This is a genomic window from Longispora urticae (assembly GCF_053902585.1).
Genome location: NZ_JAQZSH010000027.1, coordinates 158,505 through 178,536, shown reverse-complemented (window position 1 = coordinate 178,536; position 20,032 = coordinate 158,505). Strand labels below are relative to the sequence as shown.

Below are 20,032 nucleotides of genomic sequence, written 5' to 3'. Positions count from 1 at the left end.
ACGATAGCTGTCCACATCGGATCATATGCCGACTCAATCCGATGAGTAGGTAAGTCACATAGCGGGCGTATCCGATTAATCCAGCCAGTATTTTTCCGGGTTACGAGGGAGTAAGGAAGGCGACACCGAGTATGGCCACTACTCCACTTGCGCGGGTGCCGGCCCCTCCGGGAAGCTTTCCCGACAACCTATGTGACCGGTCATATACGTTTAGTAGCGAGCTTGGGGAGATCCGGTAATGCGCGTTGGTGTCATCGGTTGTGGGTACTGGGGAGCCAAACACCTCCGCGTTCTCACGCAGATTCCGGACGTCGATCTCGTGGTGGCGATCGACCGCTGCGACGACCAGCTCCGGCAGATCAAGCAGCAGTTCCCCGGGGTGCTCTGCGTGTCCGACCTCGACGAGTCGCTGGACCTGGTGGACGCCGTCATCGTCGCGACCCCGCCCCGGACCCACGGGCCGATCGCGAAGACGCTGCTGGCCGCCGGTAAGCACGTGCTCGTGGAGAAGCCGATGACGGCCTCCACCGCCGAGGCGCTGGAGCTGATCGCGCTCGCCGAGCAGGGCAACCTGACGCTGATGACCGGACACACCTTCGCCTACAACGCCGCCGTGATCGCGTTGCGCGACCTGGTGGCCTCGGGGGAACTGGGCTCCATCTACTACCTCGACTCCGCGCGACTGAACCTCGGCCTGTACCAGCCCGACGTCAACGTCGTCTGGGACCTGGCCCCGCACGACATCTCCATCATCAACACTGTTCTCGACGCGGAGCCCACTTCCGTTACAGCGTTCGGCTCCAAGCACGCAGGGTCACCGTTCGAGGACGTGGCGTACCTGCGGCTGGACTACGGCACCATCGGCGCGACCGCCAACCTGCACGTCAGCTGGCTGCACCCGTCGAAGGTCCGGCAGACCACGGTCGTGGGCAGCCAGCGGATGGCCGTCTACGACGACATGCTCGACGAGGGCCGGCTCCGCATCTACGACAAGGGCGTCCAGGCCCAGCCGTCCAACGACGGCGCGGTGCCGATGACCTACCGGTACGGCGGTATCGTCTCCCCGCACATCGCGTTCACCGAGCCGCTGATGAGCGAGGACAAGCACTTCGTGGAGTGCATCCGGACCGGGGCCCGGCCGAAGACCGACGGGTACGCCGGCCTCTCCGTCGTCCGCGTGCTCGAGGCCGCGAACGAGTCCATCGAGACCGGTCGGACGGTCGAACTGCTGGAGGTTACGAAGGCATGAAGGTTCCCTTCATGGACCTGCGGGCGATGCACGCCCCGATCGAGGAGCAGGTCCTCGACCTGGTCCGCGAGCTCGCCGGTACGTCGGCGTTCATCGGCGGCCGGCACGTGGCGGAGTTCGAGAGCGCCTGGGCCGCGTACTGCGGGGTCGAGCACGCCGTGGGCGTCGCCAACGGCACCGACGCGATCGTGCTGACCCTGCGCGCGCTGGGCGTCGGCCCGGGCGACGAGGTGCTGGTCCCGGCGAACACGTTCATCGCGAGCGCGGCGGCCGTGTCCGCCACGGGCGCGACCCCGGTGTTCGTGGACGTGGACCCGGCACACCTCCAGGTCACACCGGACACACTCGACGCCGGGCGGACGGAGCGGACGAAAGCGATCCTGCTCGTACACCTCTATGGGCACATTGTCGTGCCTGGCCCCATTCTGGCCTTCGCCCGCGCGCACGACCTGCTCGTGGTCGAGGACGCCGCGCAGGCGCACGGCGCGCTCTGGGAGGGCCGGCGGGCCGGCTCCTTCGGCGTCGCGGCCTGCTTCAGCTTCTACCCGGGCAAGAACCTCGGCGCGTGGGGCGACGGCGGCGCGGTCGTGACCGACGACCCGGCGCTCGCGGCCCGGGTGCGGACCCTGGCCAACCACGGCCGGGCCGGCGGCGACCACTACCGGCACGCCGAGATCGGGATCAACAGCCGGCTGGACGCGTTGCAGGCCGGCGTCCTGTCCGCCAAGCTCCCCCTTCTGGACGGATGGAACGCCCAGAAGGATGACATCGTCGACCTCTACCGCAACAAGCTCGGTGGGATGATCGTTGAGCCGCCAGACGGGGTGACGTCCGCCTGGCACCTCCTGGTCGTGCGGGTCGCCGACCGGGACGCCGTACGGGCCGAGCTGGACCGCAAGGAGATCCAGACCGGCGTGCACTACCCGATTCCGTGCCACCAGCAGCCCGCCTACAACGTCGCGGCCCTCGCGCCGATCGCTGAGGCCGCGGCCCCCGAGCTGCTGTCGTTGCCGTTGTTCCCGACCATGACGGAGGCCCAGGTGGAATACGTGTCCGCCGCCCTTACGGGGGCGCTGCGAGGATGAGCGTCGAGCAGGCTGCCGCACGAGGTTTCGCCGCGGAGTCGAGCGCGCACAAGAGCGCGGTGCGGATCGCGCCGCGCGGGATGAGCGCACGTCAGCTCGTCGAGGCCGCGGCGGCGATCGTGCTGCTGTTTCTGCTGTCCCCGTTGCTGATCGCCGTGGCCATCGCGGTGAAGGCGACGAGTCCGGGTCCGGTGCTGTTCCGACAGAACCGGCTCGGGCTGCACCGGGAGGAGTTCCCGGTCATCAAGTTCCGCACGATGAGCCACAACAACGACGACCGGCAGCACCGGGAGTACGTGTCGAGCATGCTCACCTCCGAGAAGGCCGCGCACGGCGGCGAGGAGGGGGTGTACAAACTCACCAAGGACGCCCGGATCACCCCGATCGGCGCATTCCTCCGCCGGACCAGCCTGGACGAGCTGCCCCAGCTGTGGAACGTCCTCAAGGGCGAGATGTCCCTGGTGGGCCCGCGTCCGGTCCTGGAGTGGGAGGCCGCGCTGTTCCCGCCCGGCGCGGAGCAGCGGTTCGCCGCCCGGCCCGGAATGACCGGTTTGTGGCAGGTGAGCGGGCGGTCCACCGTGGACTACAAGGCCGCGCTGGAACTCGACGTCATCTACGTCCGGAACAAGTCGCTGTGGTTCGACCTGAAGATCCTGCTCAAGACGGTGAAGGTCATCTTCGACCGCTCGGTGGCCCGCTGATGCCCGGACCCCACGTGGTGATCGCCGTGGCCAACCTGCCGGTCGAGCGTGACCGCCGGGTGATCCGGGAGTGCCGCGCGCTGGAGAGCGCCGGCTACCGGGTCTCGGTGATCTGCCCCCGGGGTACGAAGGGGCTGCGGGTCGTCCCGGGCACCGCCGACACCCGGATCCTGGCGTACCCGCAGCCGTTCGCCGGTGGTGGGCTGCTGTCCTTCGCCGTCGAGTTCGCCTGGTCGTTCTTCTGGATCGCGCTCCGGCTGGCCCAGGCGGTGCTGTTCCAGCGCGCCCGGGCCGCCCAGGCGTGCAACCCGCCGGACGTGTTCTGGCCGCTGGCGCTCGTGATGCGGGCGCTGCGCCGGCCGTTCGTCTTCGACCACCACGACCTGTCCCCCGAGGTGTACGAGAGCCGGGGCGGCAACCCGACCGGCCTCGTGCACCGGGTGCTCCGGGTCCTCGAATGGCTGTCGCTGCGGTGCTCCTCGGCCGTGGTGTCGACCAACGAGTCGTACAAGCAGATGGCCATCGACCGGGGCCGGGTGAAGCCGGACCGGATCACGGTGGTGCGCAACGGGCCGGCGCTGGGCGAGATCGTCGTCCGCCCGGTGCACAAATCTGACAAACACACCATTGTGTACCTCGGCGTCCTCGGCGCCCAGGACGGCGTCGACGCGGCCGTCCTCGCCGCCGCCGAACTCCGGCACTCCCGCACCGACTGGCGCCTCGTGATCGCCGGTGACGGTGAGTGCCTGGCTGACCTCAAGGCGCTGACCACGGCCCAGGGCCTCGACGATGTGGTCGAGTTCACCGGCTGGCTCGGCGCGGAGGAGGTGGACGAACTGCTGTCCCGGGCGACCGTGGCCGTGCAGCCCGACCCGCCGACCCCGCACGCGGAGCGGTCCACGATGGCGAAGACCGTGGAATACCTCGGTCGTGGCGTACCCGTCGTCGCCGTGGATCTGATCGAGACCCGGCGCAGTGCCGGCGACGCCGCCGTCTACGTGCCGACCGGCTCCCCCAAGGAGCTCGCGGCCGCCCTCGACGAACTCCTGTCCGACCCGGAACGCCGTGCCACGATGTCCGGTTTAGGAAGATCCCGCTTTGTCGAGGAGCTCGCCTGGGAACATCAGGCGTCCCGCTACATCGCCCTGTGGGATAGGTTACTGGCACGGTACGGTGCCGATAAGGCGCCCGCTCCCCGCCCAGCTCCACACGACCAGGTGACCACTGGGCGTGCACGCGCAGAAACTTCGTGAGGCCCCATTATGGATCTTTGGGACATCGGTCGGCTCCTTCTGCGCCGCTGGTTCGTGTTCGTGCCCCTGCTGCTGATCACGGCCGTGGCCACCCTGCAGACCTCGAACTACGTCAAGCCGGAGTTCACCGCGACCGGCTCGCTGCTACTGGTCCCGCCGAACGGCAAGGCCGCGCCCGTACCGGCCGGCAAGCAGGCCCCACCCGGTAACCCGTGGGCGGAGCTCGGGCCGGTGCAGATGGCCCAGGCGGTCACGATCATCCTGGAGAGCCAGAAGGTCCGCCAGGAGGCCGCCGCCGAGGGCGTGGAGCCCGGGTACACGCTGAAGATCGTCACGCGGAGCGCGATCATCGAGGCCGCCGTGACCTCGAAGAGCACCGCCAAGGCGCAGGCCACCGTGCAGTGGGTGCTCAAGAAGATCACCAACGAGATCAACGACAAGCAGAAGGCGTTCGCCGAGCAGCCCACCCTGAAGATCAACACGGAGACGCTGGACGGCGCCGGTACCGTCGTGCCCGTGACCACCGGCGTCCGCCGGGCCCAGATCGGCATCGCCGGGGTCGGCTTCCTGCTCACGATCGTCACCACCATCATCGTCGACGCGCTGATCACGATGATCCGCCGCCGCCGGGAGAAGATGGTCCGCGGCGCGGTCCGCGGCGTCGCCCCGGCCGGGCAGACCACCGTGCACACCAGTCTGTTCAGCGCGCGGGACGCCAAGGCCAAGTCGATCACCAGCGCCGACACGATGGTGCTGAGCGTGATCTCCGCCGAGGACGAGCCGACCGTGCGGCAGACCGGGCAGGCCGCGGGACCGAGCGCGCAAGATGGCACGCCGCATCAGTGACATGACCTCCGTACCCCTCAGTGCGGCCCCCCGTTCGGCGGAGCAGCCCCAGCTGTCCCAGTCGTCCGGGTTCACCCTCGTCAGGATCGCCGCCAACCCTGTCGGACTGCTGGCCGCCGTCGTCTTCCTCATCTACTGGCTGCCCGCGCGCGTCATCGTGCCCGGCCTCACCAGCATCGGCCGGCCGGGCACCCTGCTCGCCCTCATGCTGATGCTGCTCTGGCTGCTGGCACACCTGCACCCCGACCACACGGTCGGCGGCCGGCAACCGATGCGGTGGGGCGTGCTGGCCTACTTCCTGGCCCTGTCCGCCTCCTACATCTCCGGCGAGCTGCGCGGCCTCAGCGTGTTGGAGTCGAACAACGCCGACCGCACCATGCTGGCCGCCGGAGCGATGATCGGCGTGGCCCTGATGGCCGCCGACGGGCTGCGCAGCCGGCGGCAGCTCGGGCTGATGCTGCGGGTGCTGTTCTGGTCGGGCGCGTTCATGTCGATCGTCGGGATCCTCCAGTTCGCGCTGCGCAAGGACATCACGATCTACATCCAGCCGCCCGGCCTGGTGTTCCAGGCCCCGCCGGTCGGCTTCTCCAACCGGGGCGCGGGCGGGCTGGTCCGGGTGGCCGGCACCGTGGGGCACTACATCGAGTTCAGTACGCTCGTCGCGGCCGTGGTGGTGCCGCTGGGCCTGCACTTCAGCCGGTACGCGGTCCGGTCCCTCGAACGCCAGCTCATCGCCGTCGCCACGGTGATCAGCGCCTGCGCCATCCCGCTGGCCCTGTCCCGGACGGGCATCCTCGCCCTGTTCATCTCCATGATCGTGGTCGGGATCGCGTGGCCGTGGAAGCGCCGGATCACCATCGGGCTGGCGACGCTGGCCACGACGGCGGCGTTCAGCGTGATCAGACCCGGGCTGCTCGGGACCCTGCGCGCGCTGTTCTTCAACTCCGAGAACGACCCGAGCCTGTCGGGCCGCACCGACGACTACGCCCGGGTGTTCCCACTGATCTACGAGCGGATCTGGCTCGGCCGGGGCACGGGCACGTTCATCCCGGAGCAGTACTTCCTGCTGGACAACCAGTGGCTGCTGACCCTGGTCAGCTCGGGCATCATCGGCGTCGCCGGCCTGACGGTGCTGTTCTGCACGGGGATCGGCCAGGGGATCGCGGTGTGGCGGCGCGCGGCCCGGGAGTCCGACCGGCACCTGGCCGCCTGCCTGGTCGGCGGCCTGGCGGCCTTCATGTTTTCGGCGTTCACGTTCGATGCCCTGTTCTTCACCACGTTCGTGGTGACGCTCGGGCTGCTGCTGGGCGCCGTCGGGGCGCTCTGGCGGATCAGCGGGTCGGGGAGAGCTCATGACCGGTACTGACATCCTGATGATCACCTACGAGCGGCCGGAGTACGTGCGCCTGTCGCTGCCGAGGCTGCTCGAGACGTGCGGGCCGGACGACCGCGTGTGGCTCTGGCACAACGGTGGTCATGAGGAGACCCTGGCGGTGACCCGGGAGTACGCGGAGCACCCCAAGGTGGCCCGCTTCCACCACAGCCCGGACAACGTCGGCCTGCGGATCCCCACGAACTGGTTGTGGGCCGAGTCCGACGGATCTTATCTGTCCAAAGTGGATGACGATTGCCTCGTATCGCCCGGATGGATCGAGAAGCTCCGCAAGGCGCACGAGGACGTACCCGAGTTCGGCGTCATCTGCAGCTGGCGGTTCCTGGACGAGGACTACCGTCCCGAGCTGGCCTCGAAGAAGACCGTCGAGTACAACGGCGGGCACCTGCTGCTGCGCAACCACTGGGTGCAGGGCTCCGGCTACCTGGCCAAGCGGGCCGTGCTGGAGGGCGTCGGGCCGCTGACGGACGGGCACTCGTTCACCAGCTGGTGTCTGGAGGCCGCGCGGGCCGGCTGGGTCAACGGGTGGTACTTCCCGTTCATCCCCGAGGACCACATGGACGACCCGCGCAGCCCGCACACCGTGTACACCAACGACGAGGAACTGCGGGCCCGGCTCCCGCTGTCCGCGAAGACGACCGGCGTGAACACCCTGGCCGACTGGACCGCGCAGATGAAGCGGTCCGCCGTGGTCGCCCAGACCGCCTCGCTGGACCTGCGGGACTACTTCGGCTGGCGGAAGACCCGCAAGTCGGTGATCCGGCGGATCCGGCGGACCCTGACCGGGAAGGCGCCGTGGTAGCCGCCCGGGACGGCCGACCCTCGGGACGGACGTCGGCCGCTGACCCGGTGTCGGGCCCGGACCGCTCCTCCACCGCGCGGCCGGACGCCGCGACCTGCTCGGTGCTGATCCCCGCGCACAACGACGCCGCCGGCCTCGCCCGGCTGTTGCCGCAGCTCGCGGGCCTGGACGTCACCGTGATCGCCAACGGGTGCACCGACGACACGGCCGCGGTGGCCCGCGCCGCCGGGGTCCGGGTGCTCGAACTGGCCGAGGCGTCCAAGGCCGCCGCGCTCGACGCCGGCGACGCCGCCGCGACCGGCTTCCCCCGGATCTACCTCGACGCCGACGTCCAGGTCACGGCCGAGGGCGTCAGAGCCCTGATCAAGACCTTCGAGGACCCGGGGGTGTACGCCGCCACCCTGCGCCGGAAACTCGCGGTCGACGGCCGCCCGGCAGCCCTGCGCGGGTACTTCGCGATCCAGTCCCGGCTCCCCCTCTACCGGCGGGCGTTGTTCGGCCGGGGCGTGGTTGCGGTGAGCGAGGCGGGCCGGGCCCGGTTCGACACCTTCGGTGGGTTTGCCGCGCGAGGACCACAGGCCGGTCCTGCCGAGGATGCGAGCGCGCAGGGGATCATCGCCGACGACCTGTTCCTGGACCGGTTGTTCACCGACGCCGAGAAGGCCGTCGCGCCCGCCGACAGCGTGGTGGACACCGCGCGCAGTACCGCCGAGCTGGTGGCCCGGTTGTCCCGGGTCCGGGCCGGCACCGCCCAGCAGGGTGCGACGGGCAGCCGGACGGCCTGGCTGAAGCTGGCGGCCCCGCGACCGTGGCTGTGGCCGGCGGCCCTGTGCTACGTCGGGATCACCCTGGCGGCCGAGCGCCGGCGCCGCACGACCCCGACGACGTGGGAGGTGGCCCGGTGAGCACCGGCCCCACGGGCGCGACCCGGCCCGGCACCCCGGCGACCGGCGCGGCTCCGGACCACACCCGCCCCGCCGGGCGGGCCTCGGAGCCGGCCGGGACCGGTGCGACGAGGCACGGGCAGGTCACCGTGGTTCTGGTGGCATACAGGACGCCCGAGCTGATTCTGAAGTGTCTGGCCGGGCTGCCCGCCGGGTGCCCCGTCATCGTGGTCGACAACGCGTCCGGGGACGGCACGGCGGAGGCCATCGCGGCGGCGTACCCGAAGATCGATCTTGTTCGGTCCCCCGAGAACCTGGGCTTCGCCCGGGCGGTGAACCTGGCCGCCGCGCGGGTCCGCACCCCCTATCTGATGCTGCTCAACCCCGACGCCGAGCCGGTCGGCGACCCTGTGGGCGCGCTGCTCGACCACGCCCTCGCGCACCCCGCCCCCGGGATCTACGCCGGCCGGACCCTGCGCCGGGACGGTACCGACGACGGCCGGTCCGTCTTCGGCCTGCCCTCGCTGTGGGGCTACCTGTGCTTCGCCACCGGGCTGTCCTCGGTGTTCCGGCGCTCGCGGCTGTTCAACCCCGAGGAGCACAACGGGCTGGACCGCGTGGTCGGCGGGCCGGCCCCGGCGGTGTCCGGCTGCGTCGTGCTGTTCGAGCGGGCCCTGTTCGAGGAGCTGGGCGGCTTCGACCCGCGCTACTTCATGTACTCCGAGGACGTCGACCTCAGCTGGCGCGCCGCCCGGCTCGGCCGGCACCCGGTACTGGTCGCGGGCGCGACGGTCGTGCACGAGAACGGCGCCTCGTCGAGCGCCACCCAGAAGCGGGTCATGGTGCTGCGCGGCAAGGTCACCTTCGTGCGGCTGCGCTGGTCGCCGGTGCGGGCCCGGGTCGGGCTCGGGCTGATCGGGCTCGGCGTGTGGCTGCGGTCGCGGGTCGGCAAGGGCTGGGCCGAGGTGTGGGGGCGGCGGGCCGAGTGGAAGTCGGGCTGGGCGGCACCCGCGTCCCCGACGGCCCCGGTCCCGACTGCGGCCACGGCTCCGGCCGCGACCCCGGTCCAGGCTGCCCCGGTCCCCGCTCAGCAGGCGGCCGAGCCGCAGGTCCCCGCCCCGGAATCGGTCTAGGACCACGGGGATGGCCGCGCCGATCGACGGGCACCCGCCGGATCTGCTCAACTCCCCGGCCCACCCGCCCCGGCGGCGCGAACGCCAGCCGCTCGGCCTCGTCCTGTTCGTCGTGGGGCTGTGCGTGGTGTTCCTGGCCGCGATCGGGACCCTCGCCCTCGCCCCGCGCGACCATCCCGCCGCCGACCGCCCCGCACCCGCCGTGGTCGAGCCCGACGACGACCCGGGCGACCCGACCGGGCCCGTGCCGACCCGGTCCGGCCGGGTGGCCCCCGACAACTCGCGGCAGACCACCGGGCCGCGGACCGACATCACCGGCTGGCCGGGCCCGGACACCACGGGGGTACGGCCGGGCACGGTGCTGCGGCCGATGGCGGGTACCACGATCACGGTCCCGGGCACCGTGCTCGAGGGCGTGGACATCTCCGGCTGCGTCATGGTGAAGGCCGACGACGTGACGATCCGCAACAGCCGGATCCGGGGCGCGTGCTCCGTGGGCACGGTGCGCACCGACATCGACGGGCGGACCCGCAACACCGTCCTGGAGTACGTGGAGGTCGACGGGCAGCGCCGCGCCCCGACCTGGCCGCTGATCGTCGGCTCCAACTACACCTGCCACCGGTGCGACCTGCACGGCGGCGGCTCGCAGCTGCACTTCACCGACAACGTGACGGTGACCGAGTCCTGGCTGCACGACCCGTACGAGGCCGGGAGCAGCCACAACAGCGCGATGGCCAGCCACGGCGGCGGCAACAACGTGATCCGGGGCAACACGCTCGACTGCGGGACCACGGGGAACTGCTCGGCGGCCCTGGCGCTGTACGGCAACTTCGGGCCCATCCACGACGTCCTCGTCGAGGGCAACCTGTTCTCGGGCGGCAGCTACTGCCTGTACGCGGGCAGCCTGCCCACGAAGCCGTTCCCGGTGGCCACGAACGTCCGGATCCTCGGCAACGCCTTCGCCCGCACCCCGTACGCGAAGTGCGGGCACTACGGGCCGGCCACCTCGTGGACCCGGGAGTCCAACGAGTGGCGCGGGAACTACTGGAACGAGCCGGGCCGGCCGGAGGTGGTCGACCCGGTGACGGAGGCCGAACAGCGGGCGGCCCGCAAACGCCCGAGGGCGCTGGCGGTGGCCGCCCCGGGGACCACGTCCCGGACCGTGCGCTACGGGCGCGGCACGTCGTTGAACGCCGCCACGGTCCGGTCCGCGTAGGCGCTCGCGTCGCCCACGCCCATCTCGCCGTCCCACTCCCGGGGCAGCGGGAAACTGGCCGGCGCGACCCGGCGGACGATCTCGTCCAGGACGGTCTCCGCGTCCCCGACCCACAGGTGCTTGGCCCCGGGCATCCCGACGACCTCGGCCTGCGGGATCACGGCGAACCGCTCGCCGGCCTCGGCCGGGCGCAGGTAGTCGTCGAACTCGGGCACCAGCGCGGTCAGCGGCTTGCCGTCGGCGGCCCAGGCGGCCAGGTCGGCGGGCTCGGAGAACCGCAGCGGCGGGGACAGCAGGATCGCGCCCCGCACGCCCGGGTCCAGGCCGTACCTGAGCACCAGGTCCGTGCCGAACGACCAGCCGACCAGCCAGATGTCCGGCAGCTCGGCGAACTCCGCGTACTCCAGCGCGGCGGCCACGTCGTACCGCTCCGCGTCGCCCCCGTCGAACTCGCCCCCGCTGGTGCCCCGCACGCTGGACGTGCCCCGGGAGTTGAACCGCAGCACCGCCAGGTCGGCGAGCGCGGGCAGCCGCCAGGCCGCCTTGCGGTACACGTGGCTGTCCATCATGCCGCCGTGGGTGGGCAGCGGGTGCAGGCAGACCAGGGTCGCGACCGGCGGCCGGTCGGCGGGGAGCGCCAACTCGCCCACCAGGACATGCCCGTCGGCGGTGTGCAGCTCGATGTCCTCCCGGCGGGCCGGCAGGATCGAGTTCGCCCGGATCGGGGGCATGGCGGATCTCCTTGCTAGTACTTCGGTGCCGAACGGCCACGCTGGATGTTCGGGAGTCGGTGGCCCCGGGTCCGCCAGCACGACGTGTGCCAGTGCCGCCGGTCCTCGCCGTCGCTGTCGAGCCGCCACGCCACGATGTGGCCCTGGCTGGCCGGGACCTCCTGGTCGCAGCCCGGACACCGGTACGTCTTCCCCGTGGTGGGGTTCGCGGGGAGGGTACGGACCATCCAGTCGCCCTCGACGGCCTGGGAGGCCCGCCGCATCGCGCCGTCGTCGTCCTCGTCTCCGCGCGCAACCGGCCCGGAGTGCTGGCGACGGTTATGGCGTGGGCTCACGGCTCCCAGAATACGGGCCGATCACTGTCCGCCATATCCCTTGCGGTGGGGATCACTTCAGGGTGAGAGTGACGGTTTTGCCGACCACAGCGGGTTTGCAGCCCGACTTGTCACACGTCTGGTATCCAACCTTGACAGTGGCTTTGCCGGGTTTGTCCGAGGCGCGTTGCACCTTGACCTCGACCCGGGCCGCCCCCGCCGCGAACACGGGCACCGGCACGTCCGCCTTGGTGAGCGCCCGGGGCAGCCGCGCGGGCGCGGTGGGCGTCAGGTCGCCGGAGACCTCCACGGTGACCGCCGCGGCCACGTACCCGTCGAGGGCCTCGGGTTTCAGGGTCACCTTGACCCGGTCGCCGACCAGGCCGGTGTCCAGGAACTCGACCCGGACATCCACCCCGCCCTCGGTGAACGTGACCGGCTCGCTCTTGCCGCTGTTACCGAACAGCAGCACGGCGACCAGCACGACGCCGAGGGCGGCGGCGGCGATGATGGCGACCCGCTTGACCACAACGCGCTCCGAGGGGGTGGAGGCTGCTAGGGGGTGCTGTAGTCCCGGAAGCCCCGGCCAGCCTTGCGGCCCAGGTAACCAGCGGTCACCAGGTGCTCCAGCAGGGGCGCTGGTGCGAAGCCCGGCTCACGGAACTCCAGGTACAGCTGCCGCTGGATGGCCAGCGACACGTCCAGCCCGACCACGTCCAGAAGCTCGAACGGCCCCATCGGGTAACCGCAGCCGAGCTTCATCGCGTAGTCGATGTCGTCCGCCGTCGCGTAGCTGGCTTCGAGCATCTTGACCGCGTCGTTCAGGTACGGGAACAGGAGCGCGTTCACCACGAAACCGGCCCGGTCGGCGCACACCACCGGACGCTTCCCAACAGCCTCGCACACCGCGACCGCAGTCGCCAGCGCCGCAGGTGAGGTCCTGATCGTCCGGACCACCTCGACCAGCTTCATGACCGGGGCGGGGTTGAAGAAGTGCAGTCCCACAACGTCTTCGGGCCGACCGGAGGCCATCGCGCACTCGATCACCGGGAGGCTCGACGTCGTGGTGGCCAGCACCGTGCCCGGCTTGCAGATCTCGGCCACGGCCTCGAAGAGGGCCTTCTTGACGCTGACCTCCTCGACCACGGCCTCGACCACCAGGTCCACATCGGCCAGATCGTCCAGCTTGTGCGCGCCGGTGATCCGGGCCCGGGCCGCGTCGCGGTCCTCCTCGGTCAGCTTGCCGCGCACCACGGCCTTGTTCAGGGACTGCTCGATCCGGTCCAGCGCGCGGGCGGCCTGCTCGGCGCCCCGGGCCACGAACACCGTCTCGTAGCCCGCCTTGGCCAGCACCTCGACGATGCCGGTGGCCATCGTGCCCGAGCCGACCACGCCGATCCGGGACACCGGGCGGGCGCCCTCCTCCGGGACCGGGGCCGGTTCCGGGTCGCTCACGACGACCGGGGAGCTCGGCTTCTCGTACGTGTAGAAGCCGCGGCCCGACTTGCGGCCCAGCAGGCCGGCCGTGACCATCTGCTTGATCAGCGGGACGGGGGCGTGCCGGCGGTCGCGGCCACCCCGCTTGTACATGGTGTCCAGGATCTCGTACGCGGTGTCGATGCCGATCAGGTCCATCAGCGCGAGGGGGCCCATCGGCAGGCCGCAGCCCTGGCGCATCGCGGCGTCGATGTCCTCCCGGCTCGCGTACTTCGACTCGTACAGCGACACGGCGTGGTTCAGGTAGCCGAACAGCAGGGCGTTGGCGATGAAGCCGGCCCGGTCGTTGATCGTGACGTCGACCTTGCCGAGCCGGGTGCACAGCGCCTCGATGTCGTCGACCACGGACTGCTCGGTCACGACGGTCCGGACGATCTCGACCAGCTTCATGATCGGGGCCGGGTTGAAGAAGTGCATCCCGATCACCCGGTTGGGGCGGTGGGTCGCCACGGAGATCTCGGTGACCGACAGGGAGGAGGTGTTGGTGGCCAGGATCGCGGTCGGCTTGCAGACCTGGTCCAGCTCGGCGAAGATCGCCCGCTTGAGCTCCAGGCGCTCCGGCACGGCCTCGATCACCAGGTCGACGTCCGACAGCGAGGGCAGGCCCACGGCGAACGTGACCCGGTCGTGCAGGGCGTCGCGGTCGGCCTCGGACAGCTTGCCCTTGGCCACGGCCCGGTCGGTGGACGCCTTCAGGGTCACCCGGCCGCGCTCCAGCGCCGCCTCGGTGATCTCCACGCCGAGGACCTCGACGCCGTTGCGGGCGAAGACCTCGACGATGCCGGCCCCCATGGTGCCGAGCCCGACCACGCCGACCTTGTTGATGCCCGTCACGCCGTGCCTCCTGTGCTGCCGACCCGGGGTCGCCCGGCAGACCGCCGCGCACCCTCGTGCTGACCCATCGTTCAGGCCAACTTAGCAGTGCGCAACACGCGTGAGTAATGCAGTCCGTCACAGGGTTACTTGCGAGTAGTAAGAGGTCTAGACTCGGGGACACCACCGGCGAGGAGATAGATCATGACCCCTGGCGTCAGCGTTTCCGGCAGCCCCGTCGTGGACGGCGGCCGACTCGTCTCCACCAGCCCCGCGACCGGCGAGGAGGTCGGCCGGTTCCCCGTCGCCGGCCCCGCCGCGGTCGGCGCCGCCGTGTCCCGGGCCCGGGCCGCCGCCGACTGGTGGCGCGAGCTGGGCTTCGACGGCCGCCGCCGCCGGCTGTACGCGTGGCGGGCCCTGATCACCGCCCGGCTCGACGAGCTGACCGGGATCATGCACCGCGAGGGCGGCAAGCCGATCGTGGACGCCACCGCCGAGGCCGCCGGGGCCATCGACCACATTCACTGGGCCGCCCGGCACGCCAAGCGGGTGCTGAAGCTGCGCCGGGTGGGCGGCACGCTGATGCAGTCGGAGTACACGGCGCACGTCGAGTACCAGCCCTACGGGGTGATCGGCGTCATCGGCCCGTGGAACTACCCCATCTTCACCCCCGTCGGGTCGATCGCCTACGCCCTGGCGGCCGGCAACACCGTCGTGTTCAAGCCGAGCGAGTACACCCCGGCGGTCGGGCAGTTCCTGGTCGACACGTTCGCCGAGGTGGTGCCCGAGCACCCGGTGCTCCAGGTCGTGCACGGGCTCGGGGACACCGGGGCCGCCCTGGTCACCGCCGGCGTGGACAAGATCGCGTTCACCGGGTCCACCCGGACCGGGAAGAAGGTCATGGCCGCGGCGGCGGAGACCCTGACCCCCGTGCTGCTGGAGTGCGGCGGCAAGGACGCCCTGATCGTGGACTCCGACGCCGACCTCGACGCCGCCGCCGAGGCCACGGTGTGGGGCAGCATGTTCAACGCCGGCCAGACCTGCATCGGCATCGAGCGGGTGTACGCCGTCGACTCCGTCTACGACGCCTTCCTCGCCAAGGTCGTCGCCAAGGCCGCAGCGCTCTCCGTCGGGGCCGAACCGGGCGCCGACATCGGCCCGATGACCATGCCCAGCCAGATCGACGTGGTCCGCCGGCACATCGCCGCCGCCCTCGCCGACGGCGGTCGGGCCGTGCTGGGCGGCCCCGAGGCGGTCCGGCCGCCGTTCGTGCACCCGACGATCCTGGTCGACGTCCCGGAGACGTCCGAGGCGGTGCGCGAGGAGACCTTCGGGCCGACCCTGACGATCGCCCGGGTCCGGGACGTGGACGAGGCGGTCGCCCGGGCCAACGCCCTTCCCTACGGTCTCGCGGGCGCCGTGTTCGGCAGGGCGCGGGCGATGGCCACCGCCCGGCGGCTGCGGTCCGGGATGACCTCGATCAACTCGACCCTGTCGTTCGCGGGCATCCCCTCGCTGCCGTTCGGCGGGGTCGGGGACTCCGGGTTCGGCCGGATCCACGGGGCCGACGGGCTGCGGGAGTTCGCCCGGCCGAAGGCGATCGCGAAGCGGTGGATGCCCTCGCTGGTGAAGGTGCTGACCTTCGAGAAGGGCGCCCGCGACACGAAGCTCACCCGGCTCGCGCTGCGGATCCTGCACGGCCGCCGCTGACCCCGGATCAACCGCATCATCTGATTACGGAGGGACGTGGCCGGCGACGGAGGCACTGCCCACCGCGCCGGCCGGGCGTACCGGCTCGTTGAGCGCCCCGGCGCCGGGGCTGGCCGGGCCGACCGTCCGGGTCGGGAACCCGGGTGCCGAGGCGGCGTCGGCGCCCTCGGACGAGACCGGCACCTGCGGACCAGAGCCCTGCCTGCCGACCACCCGGGTCCCGCGGCCCGAGTGCCGGCGCTCGCGCCGGAGCACTCCGGCGAGGCGGGCCCTCGGAGACGGGGTCGCGCGGTCGGAGCACCTGATCAGGGCAGGTTCTTCGGGGACGGGGTCGCGGCCGGGCCCAGGCGGTCGATCGCGCGGAGGACGTTGCCGGTCGGGATCCGCCAGCGGAGCCGGTCCGGGATCAGCTTCGCGGTCCGGCGCAGGGCGCGCAGCCGGCGCTCCGCCTGGGCGGGGCTCCACGCGGGTCGGCCGTACATCGCGACGGCCCACGGCGGCAGCAGCCCGTACGCCACCCGGGCCACCGGCCACCAGCCCGCCCGCATCGGCGGGTTGACCGGCGGGGTGGTGAGGAAGTCGTAGATCTCGTCGGACTCCTTCGTGCGGGCCAGTTGGGGGCGCATCCCGTCGAGGTAGGCCGTGATGTCGGCCCAGGTGCCGGGCACCGAGTCGGGGTCGAGCCCGATCAGGGCGGCGGACCGGCGCTGCTCGGTCAGGTAGAGGTCCACGTGCGCGGGACTCAGCGGGAAGCCGGCCCGGCGCACGACATCCACATAGGACGCGACCTCCGCGCAGTGTACCCAGCGCAGGAGCTCTGGATCGTCGACCGGGTGTTGCGTGCCGTCCGGCAGCCGGAGCTTCAGGGCCGCGTGGATCCGGCGGACCCGGGCCCCGGCCTCCTCCGCCTCGGCGGCCGTGCCGTAGGTGGAGATGCTGACGAAGCCCGCGGTCCGCCGGAGCCGGCCGAGCGGGTCGTGCCGGAAGTCGGAGAGCTGCACGACGCCCCGGACCGCCAGGGGGTGCAGGGCCTGGAGGAACAGGGCGCTCACGCCGGCGACCCACATCGCGGGGTCGGCGTGCACCTGCCAGGTGACGCTGCGGGGGCCGAACAGTTCGGAGGTCACCCTTCGAGGGTGCCACGACCGGACCGCCGGCGCTGGGCGGGCGGCCCGGCGGCCCCGGGGCGCGGGCCCGCGCGCGCGGCAGCCCGCCGGTCAGTTCGAGGCGAGGATCTCGCCGTGCGGGACCAGGAACCAGCCGTCCGGGGAGGCCGCCCACTCCCGCCAGCCGTCCGCGATCGACGCCAGGTCCCCGGCGGTCGCGAAGCCCCGGTCCACGGCCTGGCGGGCCATGGCCGAGTCGCGGATCCGGTCGGCCCACATGCCGCCCCACCAGGCCCGGTCCTCGGGGGTCGCGTAGCACCAGACCGACGCGCCGGGCGTGACCTGGGCGAAACCGGCCGCGCGCGCCCAGGACAGCAGCCGGCGGCCGGCGTCGGGCTCGCCGCCGTTGCTCCGGGCGACCCGCTGGTAGAGGGCCAGCCAGTCGTCGAGGGCGGGGATCGCCGGGTACCACGTCATGGCCGCGTAGTCGGCGTCCCGGACCGCGACCAGGCCCCGGCTGACCCGGCGCAGCTCGCGGAGCGCCCCGACCGGGTCGGCGACGTGCTGGAGCACCTGGTGGGCGTGCACGACGTCGAAGGACGCGTCGTCGAAGTCCAGTGCCATCACGTCGCCGACGGCGAAGGAGACCTTCGGGTCCCCGGGACCGGGAAGTCCGGCCCGGTCGACAACTCCGGCTCCGACCCGGGCCTCGGTTCCGGTGCTGGCTCCGGCCGGACCCCCGCCTCCGATCCCAGCGCTGGGCCGCGTCTCCGCGAGCGCCCGGGCCTCGACGAGAACGTCCGCGGACGCGTCCACGCCGACCACCGCCCCGGGTGCGACCCGGCCCGCCAGGTCGACCGTGATGGTGCCCGGGCCGCAGCCGACGTCCAGAAGAGACTGTCCGGGAGTGAGGTGCGGCAACAGGTACCCGGCGGAGTTCTCCGCCGTGCGCCACCGGTGCGACCGGAGGACGGAGTCGTGGTGCCCATGCGTGTACATGGGCACCACGCTAACCACCGTTCCCAATCAGCGGGAAGGATTTCTCACTGTATGGACATTCAGGAGCAGGTCAGCACCGGCCCGCCCCAGTCCGCGTGGTCGTAGTCCACGCTGTCCCCGCCGCCGGTGACGACGAGCCGCAGTTCCTGGCCCCCGGTCAGGTCGGCCGTGAGCCGGACCGCGCCCCCGGTGCCCCGGACCACCCCGCTGTCGGCGACCTTCACCGCGTCCCGGTACACCTGGAACGCCACCGAACCGTTGGAGCCGGACTCGTCGTCGACGCCGACGTCCACGACGAGGGTGGAGCAGCGGCCGGCCAGGTAGTACCCGATGTCGCTGGTCGCGTGCACCCCCAGGCCCTTCGCGTAGGTGGTCCCCTGGATCGTCAGGGTCCGGCCGTCGCCCGCCGCCTGCTCGCCGTTGCTGCGGTCCTTCTCCACCGGGCCCCAGCCGTTGCCGGCGCTGCTCCAGGCGAGGTCGGAGAGCTGGTGGCTGCCCGCGGCGGGGCCGGAGCCGCAGCCGATCCTCGGGGAGAGCCAGTCGGCGTGGTCGTAGTTGACGCCGTTGCCGCCGTCGGTGACGACGAGCCGGAGCTGCTGGCCGCCCGCGAGGCTCGCGGTCAGGCGTTTCGGGCCGTCGGCGGTGGTGACCGGGCCGCTGTCGGCGACCTTCACCGCGTCCCGGTACACCTGGAAGACCACCGAGCCGGCGGCCGTGACCTCGTCGTCGACCCCGACGTCCGCGGTGAACGTCGTGCACGTGCCGCCGAGGTGGTAGACGAGCTCGCTGGCCGCGTGGGTGCCCAGGCCCCGGGCGTGGGTGACGCCGCCGACGGTCAGGGTCCGGCCGTCGCCCGCCGCCTGCTCGCCGTTGCTGCGGTCCCGCTCGACCGGGCCCCAGCCGTTGACGGCGCTGCGCCAGGACAGGTCACTGAGCTGGGAGATCCCGGTGGGCGGCGGTACGGGGCTGCCGGGGGTCACCCGGTAGACGACCGTGCCGTGCGCGGGGACCGTGGCGCTGAACGTGCCGGTACTCGTGCTGGTCGCCTTCGACCACAGGTCCTTCACCTCGTACGAGGTCGCGCCGCCGATCCCGACCGCCGCGGCCGTCGTACTCATCGTCTTCGCGGTGTTGCTCTCGTTGAACAGGGCGACGCCCCGGTCCCCGTTGGCGAGCGGTTTGGCGTAGACCCCGGGGGCCACGACGGTCGCCTGCCGGCCGAGCGGGTCCTGGTCGAGGGCGATGATGTCGGTGTTCTTCAGGATGGTCATCGTCCCGGGACTCGCGGTCCGCAGGTCCGAGCCGATGAGCAGCGGCGCGGCCATCATGGCCCAGAGGCTGAAGTGCGACCGGTATTCGGTGTCCGTCATCCCGCCGTTGCCCACCTCCAGCATGTCGGGGTCGTTCCAGGCGCCGATCCGCGCGTACGGGGCCAGCGACTCGTTCTGGTGCAGGATCGACACCATGCTCGACCAGTTGTCGGAGATGTCACCGGTGGTGCGCCAGGAGTTGCCGACGTCCTGGGCCCAGTTCCACGGCTGGTTGGCGCCCCACTCGCAGATGCTGTAGAGGATGGGCCGGCCGGTGGCCTTGAGCGCGTCCCGCATCTTCCGGTACCGGAGCTGCGCGTCCACCCCGGCGTTGTTGCAGTTGTCGTACTTGAGGTAGTCCACGCCCCACGACGCCCACAGGTTCGCGTCGGCCTGCTCGTGGTCGAGCCCACCGGGGAAGCCCAGCGAGTCGCACGTCTTCGTGCCGGCGCTGGAGTAGATGCCGAACTTGAGGCCCTTGGCGTGCACGTAGTCGGCGAGGGCCTTGATGCCGTTGGGGAAGCGCACCGGGTCGGGCACCAGGTTTCCGGCGGCGTTGCGGTTGGGGAGCGCCCAGCAGTCGTCCAGGTTCACGTACTGGTACCCGGCGGCCTGGAGCCCCGACGTCACGAACAGGTCCGCGATCCCCTTGATCATGGCCTCGTTGAACTCGGCGCGACAGTGGGTCGAGTTCCAGTTGTTGAAGCCCATCTGAGGGGTGAGGGCGAGGCCGTTGTCGAGGGCCGGGCCACCCGGGGCGGCGGCCGGCGGGACGGAGGCGGCGGCCGGGGCGGCGGCGGCGCCGAGCGGCGCGGCCGGCACCGCGACCAGCCCCGCGAGGAGCCCCAGCACGGCCAGTTTCCGGAGGTGCATGGCAATCATTCCCATCATGGTTGAACATGAATCCCCAGGATCAAACAGCATTCCCCATAGCAGACACCTCGACGGCTATCGATGTCAAGGACGTGAAGTGCCTGTTTCGCCGGTCTC

The 20,032-nt window shown here is 71.6% G+C and carries 18 protein-coding genes; 11 read left to right on the top strand and 7 right to left on the bottom strand.

The annotated features are described in order from the left end of the window. Positions 1-238: 238 nt before the first annotated feature. The 10 genes from PT931_RS17110 to PT931_RS17065 are packed head-to-tail and all read left to right on the top strand — an operon-like array spanning position 239 to position 10,562. Positions 239-1,249: a Gfo/Idh/MocA family protein gene (locus PT931_RS17110; protein WP_456246723.1), complete on the top strand. Its 1,011-nt coding sequence runs from the start codon at positions 239-241 to the stop codon at positions 1,247-1,249. Further along, positions 1,246-2,334 (top strand): DegT/DnrJ/EryC1/StrS family aminotransferase, encoded by a 1,089-nt coding sequence (locus PT931_RS17105; protein WP_456246722.1) that lies wholly within the window; start codon positions 1,246-1,248, stop codon positions 2,332-2,334. Before PT931_RS17110 ends, PT931_RS17105 begins: the two co-directional genes overlap by 4 nt. Then, positions 2,331-3,035: a sugar transferase gene (locus tag PT931_RS17100; protein ID WP_456246721.1), complete on the top strand. Its 705-nt coding sequence runs from the start codon at positions 2,331-2,333 to the stop codon at positions 3,033-3,035. Before PT931_RS17105 ends, PT931_RS17100 begins: the two co-directional genes overlap by 4 nt. Then, positions 3,035-4,288, top strand: a complete 1,254-nt coding sequence (locus PT931_RS17095) for a glycosyltransferase family 4 protein (protein WP_456246720.1) — start codon at positions 3,035-3,037, stop codon at positions 4,286-4,288. The genes PT931_RS17100 and PT931_RS17095 overlap by 1 nt, the downstream gene beginning before the upstream one ends. A gap of 9 nt (positions 4,289-4,297) precedes the next feature. Continuing rightward, entirely contained in the window at positions 4,298-5,134 is an 837-nt protein-coding gene (locus PT931_RS17090) for a hypothetical protein (protein WP_456246719.1), read from the top strand. Position 5,135: 1 nt separating this feature from the next. After that, the gene (locus tag PT931_RS17085) at positions 5,136-6,500 is read left to right on the top strand and encodes an O-antigen ligase family protein (RefSeq protein ID WP_456246718.1); all 1,365 of its coding nucleotides are present in this window, start codon (positions 5,136-5,138) and stop codon (positions 6,498-6,500) included. Beyond that, positions 6,487-7,329, top strand: coding sequence for a glycosyltransferase family 2 protein (locus tag PT931_RS17080; RefSeq protein ID WP_456246717.1), 843 nt, complete (start codon positions 6,487-6,489; stop codon positions 7,327-7,329). The genes PT931_RS17085 and PT931_RS17080 overlap by 14 nt, the downstream gene beginning before the upstream one ends. A 47-nt stretch (positions 7,330-7,376) precedes the next feature. Further along, positions 7,377-8,234: a glycosyltransferase gene (locus tag PT931_RS17075; RefSeq protein WP_456246716.1), complete on the top strand. Its 858-nt coding sequence runs from the start codon at positions 7,377-7,379 to the stop codon at positions 8,232-8,234. Continuing rightward, the gene (locus tag PT931_RS17070; RefSeq protein WP_456246715.1) at positions 8,231-9,346 is read left to right on the top strand and encodes a glycosyltransferase family 2 protein; all 1,116 of its coding nucleotides are present in this window, start codon (positions 8,231-8,233) and stop codon (positions 9,344-9,346) included. The genes PT931_RS17075 and PT931_RS17070 overlap by 4 nt, the downstream gene beginning before the upstream one ends. 10 nt (positions 9,347-9,356) lie before the next feature. Then, positions 9,357-10,562, top strand: a complete 1,206-nt coding sequence (locus PT931_RS17065) for a hypothetical protein (protein WP_456246714.1) — start codon at positions 9,357-9,359, stop codon at positions 10,560-10,562. Here the strand turns inward: PT931_RS17065 and PT931_RS17060 are convergent. The 4 genes from PT931_RS17060 to PT931_RS17045 are packed head-to-tail and all read right to left on the bottom strand — an operon-like array spanning position 10,514 to position 13,938. Then, entirely contained in the window at positions 10,514-11,293 is a 780-nt protein-coding gene (locus tag PT931_RS17060; RefSeq protein WP_456246713.1) for an alpha/beta hydrolase, read from the bottom strand. The two genes, PT931_RS17065 and PT931_RS17060, sit on opposite strands and share 49 nt — an antisense overlap. Before the next feature lie 14 nt (positions 11,294-11,307). Then, on the bottom strand, positions 11,308-11,628 hold the full coding sequence (locus PT931_RS17055) for an ATP/GTP-binding protein (RefSeq protein ID WP_456246712.1): 321 nt from the start codon (positions 11,626-11,628) through the stop codon (positions 11,308-11,310). Between the two features lie 52 nt (positions 11,629-11,680). After that, positions 11,681-12,136 carry a hypothetical protein gene (locus tag PT931_RS17050; RefSeq protein ID WP_456246711.1) on the bottom strand — a complete coding sequence of 152 codons (456 nt, stop codon included), beginning with the start codon at positions 12,134-12,136 and terminating at the stop codon, positions 11,681-11,683. Positions 12,137-12,162: 26 nt separating this feature from the next. After that, a complete protein-coding gene (locus PT931_RS17045; protein ID WP_456246710.1) occupies positions 12,163-13,938 on the bottom strand; it encodes a 3-hydroxyacyl-CoA dehydrogenase family protein in 1,776 nt (591 codons plus the stop codon). A 183-nt stretch (positions 13,939-14,121) separates the two neighbouring features. Between PT931_RS17045 and PT931_RS17040 the strand changes: the two genes are divergently transcribed. After that, positions 14,122-15,627 carry an aldehyde dehydrogenase family protein gene (locus PT931_RS17040; protein WP_456246709.1) on the top strand — a complete coding sequence of 502 codons (1,506 nt, stop codon included), beginning with the start codon at positions 14,122-14,124 and terminating at the stop codon, positions 15,625-15,627. Between the two features lie 305 nt (positions 15,628-15,932). Here PT931_RS17040 and PT931_RS17035 read toward each other — a convergent pair whose 3' ends face one another. The 3 genes from PT931_RS17035 to PT931_RS17025 form a co-directional block, all read right to left on the bottom strand. Beyond that, a complete protein-coding gene (locus PT931_RS17035; RefSeq protein ID WP_456246708.1) occupies positions 15,933-16,754 on the bottom strand; it encodes an oxygenase MpaB family protein in 822 nt (273 codons plus the stop codon). 90 nt (positions 16,755-16,844) lie between these two features. Beyond that, positions 16,845-17,732 carry a methyltransferase domain-containing protein gene (locus tag PT931_RS17030; RefSeq protein ID WP_456246707.1) on the bottom strand — a complete coding sequence of 296 codons (888 nt, stop codon included), beginning with the start codon at positions 17,730-17,732 and terminating at the stop codon, positions 16,845-16,847. A gap of 59 nt (positions 17,733-17,791) precedes the next feature. Next, positions 17,792-19,924 (bottom strand): NPCBM/NEW2 domain-containing protein, encoded by a 2,133-nt coding sequence (locus PT931_RS17025; RefSeq protein WP_456246706.1) that lies wholly within the window; start codon positions 19,922-19,924, stop codon positions 17,792-17,794. Positions 19,925-20,032 lie beyond the last annotated feature (108 nt).